The 12107-nt window shown below is 53.5% G+C and carries 11 protein-coding genes and 2 tRNA genes; 9 read left to right on the plus strand and 4 right to left on the minus strand.

All coding sequences use genetic code 11. From position 1 onward, the window contains the following. Nucleotides 1-22 precede the first annotated feature (22 nt). The 5 genes from SIB88_RS07120 (at nt 23) to SIB88_RS07140 (ending at nt 6382) form a co-directional block, all read left to right on the plus strand. Nucleotides 23-1048, plus strand: a complete 1026-nt coding sequence (locus SIB88_RS07120) for a glycosyltransferase (protein ID WP_412557722.1) — start codon at nt 23-25, stop codon at nt 1046-1048. Next, nucleotides 1048-2808 carry an asparagine synthase (glutamine-hydrolyzing) gene (gene asnB / locus SIB88_RS07125; RefSeq protein WP_412557723.1) on the plus strand — a complete coding sequence of 587 codons (1761 nt, stop codon included), beginning with the start codon at nt 1048-1050 and terminating at the stop codon, nt 2806-2808. The genes SIB88_RS07120 and asnB overlap by 1 nt, the downstream gene beginning before the upstream one ends. Before the next feature lie 38 nt (nt 2809-2846). Continuing rightward, nucleotides 2847-3233: a YkvA family protein gene (locus SIB88_RS07130; RefSeq protein ID WP_412557724.1), complete on the plus strand. Its 387-nt coding sequence runs from the start codon at nt 2847-2849 to the stop codon at nt 3231-3233. 105 nt (nt 3234-3338) lie between these two features. Continuing rightward, a complete protein-coding gene (locus SIB88_RS07135) occupies nt 3339-4337 on the plus strand; it encodes an MDR family oxidoreductase (RefSeq protein ID WP_412557725.1) in 999 nt (332 codons plus the stop codon). Between the two features lie 89 nt (nt 4338-4426). Continuing rightward, nucleotides 4427-6382: a response regulator gene (locus SIB88_RS07140; protein WP_412557726.1), complete on the plus strand. Its 1956-nt coding sequence runs from the start codon at nt 4427-4429 to the stop codon at nt 6380-6382. Between the two features lie 102 nt (nt 6383-6484). Here the strand turns inward: SIB88_RS07140 and SIB88_RS07145 are convergent, their stop codons facing one another. Both SIB88_RS07145 and SIB88_RS07150 read right to left on the minus strand, forming a co-directional pair. Next, complete coding sequence (locus SIB88_RS07145; RefSeq protein WP_068519590.1) at nt 6485-7138, minus strand: response regulator; 654 nt, start codon at nt 7136-7138, stop codon at nt 6485-6487. Nucleotides 7139-7425: 287 nt separating this feature from the next. Further along, the gene (locus SIB88_RS07150) at nt 7426-8124 is read right to left on the minus strand and encodes a putative metalloprotease CJM1_0395 family protein (RefSeq protein WP_412557727.1); all 699 of its coding nucleotides are present in this window, start codon (nt 8122-8124) and stop codon (nt 7426-7428) included. A 255-nt stretch (nt 8125-8379) separates the two neighbouring features. Here SIB88_RS07150 and SIB88_RS07155 point away from each other — a divergent pair, with 255 nt between their 5' ends. Both SIB88_RS07155 and SIB88_RS07160 read left to right on the plus strand, forming a co-directional pair. After that, complete coding sequence (locus tag SIB88_RS07155; RefSeq protein WP_114113846.1) at nt 8380-9411, plus strand: NAD-dependent epimerase; 1032 nt, start codon at nt 8380-8382, stop codon at nt 9409-9411. A 6-nt stretch (nt 9412-9417) separates the two neighbouring features. Continuing rightward, nucleotides 9418-10701 (plus strand): oligosaccharide flippase family protein, encoded by a 1284-nt coding sequence (locus SIB88_RS07160; RefSeq protein WP_412557728.1) that lies wholly within the window; start codon nt 9418-9420, stop codon nt 10699-10701. A 130-nt stretch (nt 10702-10831) separates the two neighbouring features. On the opposite strand, the gene SIB88_RS07165 is transcribed toward SIB88_RS07160, so the two are convergent. Continuing rightward, nucleotides 10832-10906: transfer RNA gene (locus tag SIB88_RS07165), tRNA-Thr, on the minus strand. A gap of 29 nt (nt 10907-10935) precedes the next feature. Then, a tRNA-Thr gene (locus SIB88_RS07170) sits at nt 10936-11010 on the minus strand. A 200-nt stretch (nt 11011-11210) separates the two neighbouring features. On the opposite strand from SIB88_RS07170, the gene SIB88_RS07175 reads away from it, so the two are divergent. After that, nucleotides 11211-11372, plus strand: a complete 162-nt coding sequence (locus tag SIB88_RS07175) for a hypothetical protein (RefSeq protein ID WP_412557729.1) — start codon at nt 11211-11213, stop codon at nt 11370-11372. A gap of 180 nt (nt 11373-11552) precedes the next feature. After that, nucleotides 11553-12107, plus strand: a complete 555-nt coding sequence (gene dcd / locus SIB88_RS07180; RefSeq protein WP_062956196.1) for a dCTP deaminase — start codon at nt 11553-11555, stop codon at nt 12105-12107.

A 12107-nucleotide genomic window follows, 5' to 3' on the forward strand; every position in this document is an offset into this window, starting at 1 on the left:
GAACTCAGATGGGAATTGGTGCATGACAATGCTGCTGCAAACCATGGCTGGAAGTCCGTTTGGCGGGGCCGAGGAGTTTTTTGTGCGCCTTGCCTGCGGTTTTCAGCGTGCCGGTATTGATCAGCATTGCGTTGTCCGCCCGAACGAAGGACGTAATCCGGTTCTCGCGGCCAATGGTGTATCCTTTGATGAATTGCCGTTTGGCGGGCGTCTTGATTTGAGAACCCCTTGGGGATTGCGCCAGCAAATCAAAAAACACAAACCCCGTATTGTCCTTACTTGGATGAACCGGGCCAGCCGGATGACACCATCGGGTGAGTTCACCAAGGTCGCCCGGCTTGGTGGCTATTACAAGCTCAAGAATTTTCGTGATTGCGATCATCTGATCGGAAATACCAAGGATATTTGCGACTATCTTGTGCGCGAAGGGTGGCCGGTTGAGCGCACCCATTACCTGCCAAACTTTGTGGATGCGGTCCCGGGCACGGCGATTGATCGAGCCGAATTCAACACGCCGTCCGATGCGCCGCTTATTCTAGGGCTGGGACGACTGCATGAAAACAAGGGGTTCGATACCCTGATCCGTGCCTTGGTGGATGTGCCGGGGGCCTATTTGTGGATCGCGGGCGCTGGTGATTTGAAAGACGACTTGCTGAAACTATCCGGGGAATGCGGTGTTGCTGATCGCGTACGTTTGCTGGGTTGGCGGCGTGACGTTGCCGACCTGTTTGCGACCTGTGATGTCTTTTGCGCGTCGTCGCGTCATGAGCCGCTTGGCAATATGGTGATCGAGGCATGGGCGCATGGCAAGCCGGTTGTCGCCCAGGCAAGTCAGGGACCGGTCCAGTTGATCACCCAAGGTGAAAGCGGATTGCTGTCCCCGCTCGAAGATGCAACCGCATTGGCAAATGATCTTCGCACGGTCCTTGACGACAAGAGCTTGTCCGAGACATTGTCAGCAAACGGTCGTGCGGCATTTGAAGCCGAATTCACCGAAGACGTAGTGGTTGCCAGATACAAGGCTTTCTTTGACGAGGTTGCGCGTTAATGTGCGGAATTGCCGGTTATATCGCCAAGGATAAGCAAACCCTTGATCCCGAAATTCTTGATCGCCTATGCACGGCGTTGGGGCATCGCGGGCCCGATGGCGAGGGGCGATATGTAAAGGGGCCCGTCGGGTTTATTCAGACGCGTCTTGCGATTATTGATCTCGATACCGGTGATCAGCCGATTTATCATGAAAATGGCAGTGCCTTGGTCGCCAATGGCGAGATCTATAACTATGTCGAGCTGCGCAAAAGCCTGTGTGAAGCCAGTTTCAAGACGCGTTCAGACAGTGAAACAGCACTTCGGGTCTATGCCCGTGACAATATTGACGGCTTTGATGCCCTGCGCGGTATGTATGCCTTTGCCATTCATGATGCTGTTGAAAACCAGGTTGTTCTGTGCCGCGATCCGTTTGGCATCAAACAGCTTTACTATGTCGAAACGCCGGAATATTTCGCCTTTGCATCCGAAGCACAGGCATTGATCGCGGCTGGTCTGGTTGGTCGGGATGTGCGTGCAGATGCCCGTTCCGAATTATTGCAGGTTCAATTCACAACCGGCAGCGATATGATTTTTGACGGGATCAAGCGGCTTCTGCCGGGCGAGACCATTGTGCTGAGCAATGGTCGGATCATTGATCGTCGCCGTCGTCAGGTTCTTGGAGACAGTGCATCGGTCGGCACACATCTTGAAGCAGCGTTGACCGACTGGGACCGTGTGTTCGAAGAATCCGTCAGGGTGCATCAACGATCAGACGTTGATTACGCCATGTTCCTTTCAGGCGGGGTAGATAGTGCATCCTTGCTTGGCATGATGCACCGGCTGAATGAGCGTCCGGTAACGGCCTATACAGCAGCGTTTGAAGCATCAAGCGTGCATGATGAACGAGAAATTGCGCGCGATGTTGCCAAGGCTTGCAACGCCAATCATATCGAGGTCATGTTCTCGGAACGTGATTTCTGGACGCTTCTGCCGGAAGTCGCTGCGCGGATGGATGATCCTGTTGCAGATTATGCAATTCTTCCAACCTACAAACTGGCCAGCGAAGCCGCACGCGATTTCAAGGTCGTGCTGTGCGGCGAAGGCGGGGATGAGCTGTTTGGCGGGTATGGGCGGTATCGTTCCGTGATGCGGCCACTTCTTCTGGGCGGGCGCGTAATGCGGTCCAAGGGGACGTTTGACAAGATTGATGTATTGCGTCCCGATGTGCTTGAAGGATGGCGCGACGGGATTGCTGCGTCTGAAAGTCGGGAAAACCGCGGAAAGCGTTCGAGACTTGCGGTGGCGCAGGCTGTTGATTGTTCCGACTGGTTGCCAAATGACTTGCTGATCAAGCTTGATCGCATGCTGATGGCACACGGGCTTGAAGGGCGAACACCATTCCTTGATCCGATGGTTGCCGAATTTGCCTATCAGTTGCCGGATCGTCTTAAAGTTCGCAAGGGAGTTGGCAAGTTCCTGCTGCGCAGCTGGCTGGAACGCTGCTTGCCGATGGCCCATCCATTTGCGAAAAAACGTGGCTTTACTGTGCCGGTTGCAGAATGGATTTCAGGACAGGGTAAGCGTCTGGGACCTTTGGTTGCCAATCAGGCGGGCATACTTGAAATCGCCGACCCGTCAAAGGTTGAAAAACTGTTCAATACACCGGGAAAACGCGAAGGTGCGGCTTGCTGGCATCTTCTTTTCTTTGCGCTGTGGCATCAGGCCAATGTTTTGGGTCATGCTCCGGAAAAAGATGTGTTTGAAACACTGGCACCCTAAAGACTGCACCCAACCCTGATTTAGGACAGGAGGCGGCTATGCCCAAGATCAGATCTTCAGTCTGGATGATTGTCCCAAATCTTTTGCGGACCCTTTTTCGGGGGAATGTCAGCTGGAAGTCGAAAGCTTTGCTGCTTGGCGGACTGGTCTATTTGATCAGTCCAGTCGATCTTTTGCCTGATATTCTTGTTGGTATTGGCTGGCTTGATGATCTTGTCATTGTGCCGTTGCTAGGCTGGTTGTCCTATCGAAGTTTGCCACCAGAGATCCAGGACGATGTTGGTTCTTTTGATCAGCGTGCTGCGAAATCGACGCGCCGGGTCTGGCTTTACCTTTTGCTTATTGTCGTCGCGATAGTTGTCATTGCCATTTGGGGGGGTGCTCAATACCCGGTCTCGCCAACCCAGCCGGGGTTGGCCGAGTGACACTGTCGTCTGACACAATTGTCATGATCCGGACAGCAGGTTTGACGGGGTAGGGATCGAAGACTAACCTTTGGTCATAAAAACCGTCAGACAGGGAAGAAAGTCATGAGTGATACATTCCGTGCATTGGTTCTTGATCAGCAGGACAAGTCCGTTTCGGCCAGTTTCAAAAATCTGACGACCGAAGATTTGCCAGAAGGTGATGTTCTGGTTCGGGTGAAATGGTCGACCCTTAATTACAAGGATGGCATGATCCTGAACGGATTGGGGCGCCTCGTTCGATCCTATCCGCATGTGCCTGGCGTCGATTTTTCCGGTGAGGTCGTTTCATCAACGGACCGGCGATATAAACCCGGTGATGAGGTCATCCTGACCGGCTGGCGCGTGGGCGAGGCCCACTGGGGTGGTTATGCGCAATATGCCCGTGTCAAGGCGGATTGGCTGGTTCCGCTGCCAAACGGGCTGGGGGCAGATCAGGCCATGGCCATCGGCACGGCGGGCTTCACTTCCATGCTGGCGGTTATGGCCCTTGAGGAGCAGGGTGTTTCACCTGATCAGGATGGTGAGGTTCTTGTAACCGGTGCTGCCGGGGGTGTCGGGTCAGTTGCGGTATCGATATTGGCGGCGCTGGGATACCGGGTTGCCGCATCGACCGGGCGTGCCGAAACACATCAGTATCTTCGTGACCTGGGTGCGACGACAATCGTTGATCGCAACGAATTGACCGATACCAGCAAGCCGCTTCTAAGCGAGAAATGGGTTGGTGCGATTGACAGTGTCGGCAGCAGCACACTTGCGAATGTATTGTCAGAAATGAAGTATCACGGTGTGGTGGCTGCATGCGGTCTTGCCGGTGGTCCGGATCTTCCGGCTACGGTCATACCGTTCCTGCTGCGCGGGGTTCGGCTGATCGGAATTGATTCGGTGATGTGTCCCTATGACTATCGTGTGAAGGCTTGGGAACGCCTTGCCAGACAATTGCCGAGCGATCATTTGTCTGCAGCGACGACCAAGGTTGCCTTGTCCGAAATTCTGCCTTGGGGGGAGAAAATCCTGAAAGGTCAGGTCAAAGGTCGAGTTCTGATTGACGTGCAGGATTGCTAGTAAGGTCAAAACCATGCAGAATCAGCAGGTTCCCGATCGGTACTTCCGGTAAACGGGGCCCGTCAATTTGTTAGCTGGAAGTCAATCTGATGCTTGAACAACGGTTTCGCATTCTTCTTGTGGAAGATAACCCCGGTGATGCGTTTCTTGTCCGCACACTCCTTGAGGAGACCGGCGAGCCGTTTGATATTGAACATCGCAGCGATCTGACTTCCGCGATGGCCGTGCTGAACGGAGAGGGTCCTGATGCGGTTTTTGATGTTGTTTTGCTGGATCTGACATTACCGGATTCTTCGGGCGTGACGACCATCAGCCGTATCAGGGACTGTGCCAACACAGCACCGGTTGTTGTGTTGACCGGACACAAGGATGAAGAACTGGCTTTCGAGGCGCTTCAGCATGGTGCCGAAGATTATCTGACCAAGGAATTCCCGGACGGTCGCACCATTCGACGGTCCATCCGCTACGCGATTGAGCGATCACGCGCCGAGCGTGCTCTTAAGGAAAGTGAAGAACGTTATCGCAAACTGGTTGAACTTGCCCCCGAATTGATTTCCATCCTGAGCGGGGAAGAAATCGCCTATATCAACCAGCAGGGGCTTTCGATCCTTGGTGCAGACGACAGTGCAGCCCTTATCGGTCGGTCCTTTATGGAAATGGTTCATCCGGCAAGCAAGGAAACGCTGGGCGAGTATATTGCCCGTTACAGGGATGGATACACCGGGCGTGCAGATTTCACCATCATGTGTCAGCGCCCGGCTGGGGACAATGTGGAACTCGAAGTTTCCGCCATTGCGTTTACCCATGAAGGGGCGCCGGCGATGCTGATGCTGGCCGAAGACGTTACCGAGAAGCGCAAAATCGAACGCCAACTGGTCCAGACGTCCAAGCTTGCGACCCTTGGTGAAATGGCGGCTTCTGTTGCCCATGAAATGAACCAGCCGCTGAATGTTATTCGCATGGCGGCCGATACCTGTGCGCTTCAATATGATCTTGATGCGGTCAAGCCAGTCTTTCAGCATGAAAGACTGGCGCTGATCAGCAGCCAGACCGAACGCATGTCGGAAATCATCAAGCATCTGCAGATTTACAGCCGGCCTGATGATGATGACTTCGTGCCGTTTGATCCGATGCGTGCTGTGGCAAGTTCGGTGGACATGATTGAACATGATTGTCGGCTTTCGGGCATTGAAATCGAAGTGGTGCCACCTGCCCAGGCCTGTCTGGTCAATGGTCGCCAGGTTCAGCTTGAACAGGTTCTTGTCAATATGCTGACCAATGCCCGCGACGCGATTAACGAAAATGGCGATGATGGAAATATCGGCGGTCTTATCCGGGTCAGCGCCATGGTCGACAAGACCAATCAGGTGCTTAAGCTGGCGGTGAATGACAATGGCGGTGGCGTTCCCGAAGCCGCCATTGATTTGTTGTTCCATCCGTTCTTTACAACAAAGGATGTTGGAAAGGGCACGGGCCTTGGGCTGTCGGTCAGTTTCGGCATTGTGGAAGCAATGGGTGGCAAGATTGATGTCAGGAACGAAGGTGATGGTGCCTGTTTTGAAGTGACCCTTCCCATCGTCAGCTTTGACGCAAGCGATGCAGATCAGACGGAATATGAGCCGGAAGGGCACCCGGGAGGGGACGCGGGATTGAATGCAGAAACGCGTCAGAACATCAGAATTCTGGTGGTGGATGACGAAGTTGACGCCATGGAAATCATATCGGGATATCTCGAAGCACAGGGCTATAACGTTTCTGCGGCCAGTGATGGTGAAGATGCGTTGGCACTTGCAGCGGTGGTGCAGCCCAATATTCTGATTACAGACATCAGGATGCCGCAAATGGACGGCAATGCCCTGGTCAAGGAACTGCGCAGCCGCGACCCGGCATTGCCGGTTATCGTGATGACCGGGCATCCCGGCGATGCAGAGCGCCCGGTCGACGATGACGGTGCCGATGCCCCGGTGATGGTGATGTCCAAGCCACTCAACCTCAAGGAACTTCTGGGTATTCTGGATGAATTGTCGGAAGTCTGTATTCAATGATGCCAGAGTAGATGCCGGAGCAGTACAGGATCCGGTCAAAGAAAAAGCCCGGTCGTAGCCGGGCTTTTTTGTCTTTTATATCGGGCAGAAGGCTGGTTGCCTTTAGGCTTCCCAACCAAGCTGCATGGCAATTTTGACAGCCTGTGTACGGTTGGCAGCGCCAAGCTTCTTGAAAATGCCGGTCAGATGGACTTTGACCGTGATTTCACGAACCGTAAGCTGCTTGGCGATTTCCTTGTTGGAAAGCCCTTTGGTCAACAGGCCAAGAACTTCACGTTCACGATTGGTCAGCTGACGCAGGGGGTTGTCGGGTGCCAGGCCTTCAAGGTCAATTTCGCCAGGACGGATTTGCGAGCCGTCATCTTCAAGCAATGCAGAAGGAATATATTTCTCCCCTGACAGAATCAGGCGCAAGGCATTGATCAGCGATTTGCCTGACAATGTTTTGGGGAGATACCCTGATGCACCATGCTCAAGAGCATTCAGAACGTCGCTGCGCTTTACCGAGCCTGACAAGATCACGACAGGAATCTCCGGATGCTTCTGGCGCATGACCGTCAACCCCGACAAACCGTTCATGCCCGGCATGTTGAGATCAAGGATTGTCAGCTCAACGTCTGTTTCCCCGTCAACGACGGCAAGTGCTTCTGCGAAATCCTTCGCCTGCGCGACTTCAACTTCCGGCGCTGCGATTTTAAGGAAGGAAGTAATCCCGTCTCTGACGAGATCGTGGTCGTCTGCTAGCAGGATGTTCATTTTTATGCAGTACCCGTTCTTGTCCGAAGCTCTGACATCTGATGATTGGCCCCGGAAACGCTCCCCGTACTGACGACACGGTTACGCGCAATAGTTAGATTATAATTCAAGCGTCCCCCCCGGACGCGTGCGCAGCATTCAACAAAACCGGGGTCGTGTCAAACGGCAGGATAGTTTCTGAAAGCCTCAACTATTCGATCAGATAGGTCGGCTTGTGCGGGAGTCAATGTTTTATCCCATATTGCATAGTATGCGGGAGGCGCAAGGCCATTTCCGGAGGTTGGAAATCAGACGGAAATCGAAAGACTTGGCTGGTCGCTGCTATCGGCGCGTGCATTTTTTGTCGCGGATTCTTCCGCTGAGAATACAGGGCTGTCGTCGTTGCTGGTGGCCCGCTGCAGACTGGCCTGTCGGAAGGCCGCCATGTCAGCACTAGAAGGCGCATTCGGCGCAAGGGCGGCGTTCTGCAATGTCGCCAGTGCGCGATCACGGTCGGCCTTGCTGCCCGACATCGAAACGCTGACATCGACATGCCCCCCGATAGCATAGGCATTGCCATCCGGGCCTATCTGATAGGTATATTGCGGGGCCGATCCATATGGGCCTGCTGCGGCCGCATGGGCTTCTTCTTCCTGACGCACGGCAGAATCCCGGGCCTGCAATTGTGACACAACGGCTTTTTCTGCGGGATCAAGATCTGTGCTGTTTGAAGTTGCAGAAGAAGTGTCACCATTTTCTTCATTGGTTTTGACAGCGTCGCGATACTCGGCCCGGCTTACGCCACCGGCGACGGCCTGTGCTTCGGTCAATGTTCTTGGATCAACGATGCGCGTCCGCAGGCTGTTATTATCTTCTCCCCCGATGGAATAGGGGGAGGCAGCAGTTCCTGATCGGGAATTTTTTTGGACTTCGACTGCTTCATATTCGGCCAGAACGCGCCCGTCAGACGTTTGCGCGATTTCCCGAACATTCAGGATCACGCCCATTCCGCCGCTATTCGGATTTGCTATGGTTTGGCCCGCTGCAATCATTGATGTCGAAGTGGTTTCCAAGTTTGAACGCAAAAGACTATACATCGCAGGTTATCAGAAAATGCGCACGGAGTCTTGCACCGGATTCCAATGCCGGTGTGGGGGCGCTCATGTCTTGCGCAGCGTGTGGCTTGCTGATATCAGGAAAGCCAAATTTCGGCGGTACGGTAATCGTCGCTGCAATCAATTCAATCAGGAATTCATACGCATATGTCCGACTTTGTTATACCCGCCAACGAAAAAGTACTCGTTACGGGCGCAGCAGGTTTTATTGGTTCTCACCTTTGCCTGAAATTGCTGGAGCAGGGATCAACCGTCGTCGGACTGGATAACGTCAATGACTATTATGACGTTAACCTGAAAGAAGCACGACTTGCCCGTCTGGAAGGCAAGCCCGGTTTCAAATTTGTGCGCATGGACCTTGAAAACCGCGAGGGTATCGCGGATCTGTTTGCAACGGAAAAACCGACATATGTTGTGAACCTGGCTGCACAGGCCGGGGTGCGGTATTCAATCGAAAATCCGCATGCCTATATCGATGCGAACCTTGTCGGTTTCACCAATATTCTTGAAGGGTGTCGCCACAATAATGTGAAGCATCTGGTCTATGCTTCAAGCAGCTCGGTATATGGCATGAACACGGAAATGCCTTTCTCCGTGCATCACAATGTCGATCACCCGATAAGCCTTTACGCAGCATCCAAAAAGGCAAACGAGCTGATGGCGCATACCTATAGCCATCTCTATCGCTTGCCGACGACGGGTCTTCGTTTCTTCACGGTGTATGGTCCGTGGGGACGTCCGGATATGGCCCTGTTCCTGTTTACCAAGGCGATTCTTGAAGGGCGTCCGATCAACGTCTTTAACGAAGGCAAAATGCGGCGTGATTTCACCTACATCGATGACATTGTCGAAGGTGTTTACCGTTGTATTTCCACGGTTGCTCAACCAAATCCGAACTGGAATTCGGCCAAACCCGATCCGGCGACCAGTTCCGCGCCGTATCGCGTGTTCAATATCGGCAATAACAGCCCGGTCGAACTGATGTATATGATCGAGACCATCGAAAAGGCATTGGGCGTTAAGGCCGAAAAGAATATGCTGCCGATGCAGGATGGCGATGTGCCGGCGACTTATGCCGATGTCGAAGCACTGACCGATGCCGTCGGCTTCAAACCGGCAACATCGATTGAAACCGGGATCGGCAACTTTGTTGAATGGTACCGGTCTTTTTACGGGTAAGATAACTTGAAATTTGCCGCGATCTTCGTGCTGTTCGCCAATGCGTTTTCGGCGGGCATGATGTTTCTGGCCAGCGTGTTTATCTCGCGCTATGGCGGCAAGGATCTTTTCGGCTTCTTCTCGGTCATACTTGGGTTGATTATCTCGGCTGCTCCTGTCGTAACGTTCGGCATGGATACCGCGATTGTCCGGTTCTTGCCCAAATATCGCGAAGAAGGAAAACGGCAGCTTGTCAGTGGCATGCAGCGCTTTGTTCTGGCGTTCGCAGCACTGTTGTCGATCCTTGGCGGTGTTGTCCTAGCGACCATTCTGGTCCATTTCAGAAACTATAGTCTTGAGATCGGGTTTGCGGCTGGCGTGTGCTTGCCGTTGGCTGTCATTCTTTCGGTACTGCAGGGGGCAATTCGTGCTGATGCCAATGTTTCACGCGCGGTAGTGGGAGAAGCCGTCGTAAGGCCCCTGATCTTTGCCGTTTGTCTTCTTTCGCTCTATTTTTGGCTGCATGGGGAGCTGACCCTTCTGACAGTCGTCAGTTCTTATGCCATTGCACTAAGTGTTGCGATGGTATCGGCGCTTTGCCTTGTAATCAGGGGCGGACACATCAAATGGCGCAGCACCTTTCATCCAAGGATGGCAGACATCCGACTTTGGCTTCAGCTTGGTCTGAATGTTCTGTTTTCCCAACTTTCCATCGCACTGTTGAACCAGTCGCCTGTCGTGCTGGCAGGTGTCCTATTATCCGCATTTGATGCCGGCGAAATTGGCGCGGTCATTCGTTTGGCGATGCTTGTTGCCTTTGCCTTGACGGCCGTGAATTCGGTCGTGGCACCGTTTCTTTCAAGGGCCATGGCCAAAGATGATACTTGGGAATTGCAGTCCCTGGTTTCGCGCGCGACGGGCTTTTCCTTGCTGGTGGCAGTACCTGTTTGCGGTGCTTTCTTTATCTTCGCGCCGGAATTGCTGTCGCTGTTTGGTAACGATTATACAGGTGCTGTCCCTTACTTGCGGATGATGCTGATTGCTTATGCGGTTCAGGCCGCGTGCGGACCAAGTGTTGCGCTGCTCAATATGACGGGCATCCACAGGGCAATGACAAAAATTGTTTCTGTATGGGCAGGATTGACCGTAATTGGTTTGGCTGTCGCCATGATCCAGGTTGGCATGTTGGGCGGCGTTGTCATCGCCGCCGTGTCTGTTGCCGGTTACCCACTAATCCTTGCAATCCTGTGCCGCAAGACGCTTGGGGTGGATCCGACGGTACTGTCATTGCGCTATTTGGTCGCCAGGTAGCCTGCCAGCACGCTCTCGCCATAGTGCAAAGTCTGCTGGCGTTGTCGAACGCCCAAGAAGGGATGATGCGATTTCTGCAAAATGCAGCGCATCAGGCATTTGCCATCATTGGCGATCTATTTTGGGGAAATGGTGCTGCTGGGGAGATTTGAACTCCCGGCCTCTCCCTTACCAAGGGAGTGCTCTACCCCTGAGCTACAGCAGCCCGATATCATCAGGCAATCCGGTGGGGGATGGTGCTGCTGGGGAGATTTGAACTCCCGGCCTCTCCCTTACCAAGGGAGTGCTCTACCCCTGAGCTACAGCAGCGTATGCCCCATGCGGTGCGGGCGGGTTATAGGCCACGGATCAGCAATTGGTCAAGCCCGAAATATGCGAAGTTTTCCGAATGATTGTCCAAGGCTGCTTTTCGCCCTGTTTTCGTCAAGATCGGCTGTAATTTTTCGCCTGCTGTTTTATAACAGGTCCAAGGATTGAACCCTTACGCACACCGGAACCCAAATCGAACCATGACTGCAAAGAAATCCGATATCCGCCCGGCGGTGAATGAAGAACGCCTGAAGCGTGAGGCCGAAGCTCTTCGTGCCAATCTGGCCAAGCGCAAACAACAGCAGCGATCGCGCAAGGATAGCGCTGGCGACTCTGATACCAAAGGCAGTTCGAACGAGTAGCACGGTAACTAGGTTGCGAAGCTGCCACCCGTTGTCGCCGGCCTCAAAGCGGTGCGATCGCACTAGGCAGTCATAAAGCGCTTAACGGCGTATCGTTTGGTTGATCTTGAAGGTCAGGCACGGGTAAAACCGAAGGTGCAGAAAAGCACAGGGACTGTTTCGCAACAAAGGGGTGGCACTATGTCGGTAAGACCGGATCACTGGATACGCCAGATGGCGCAGGAAAAAGGCATGATCGAGCCGTTCGTTGACGGCTTCAAGCGCGATGGCGTGATCTCCTATGGTGTTAGTTCTTACGGCTATGACGCCCGTGTTGCCGACGAGTTCAAGATTTTCACCAATGTCGACTCGGCCATTGTCGATCCCAAGGAATTTTCCGATGACGGGTTCGTCAATCGCCAGACCGATGTCTGCGTGATCCCGCCCAACAGTTTCGCACTGGCGCGCACCGTGGAATATTTCCGCATCCCGCGCGACACACTTGTGATCTGTCTTGGCAAATCGACCTATGCCCGTTGCGGCATCATCGTCAATGTCACTCCGCTTGAACCCGAATGGGAAGGCCATGTGACGCTGGAATTTTCAAACACGACACCACTTCCGGCACGTATTTACGCCAATGAAGGTGCCTGTCAGTTCATTTTCCTGAAAGCCGAAAGCGAATGCGATACCTCCTATGCGGATCGCGCAGGGAAATATATGGGCCAAAAAGGTGTCACTTTGCCGCGTCTGTGA

It is taken from the genome of Thalassospira sp. MIT121401 (assembly GCF_047125595.1).
Lineage (GTDB): Bacteria > Pseudomonadota > Alphaproteobacteria > Rhodospirillales > Thalassospiraceae > Thalassospira > Thalassospira povalilytica.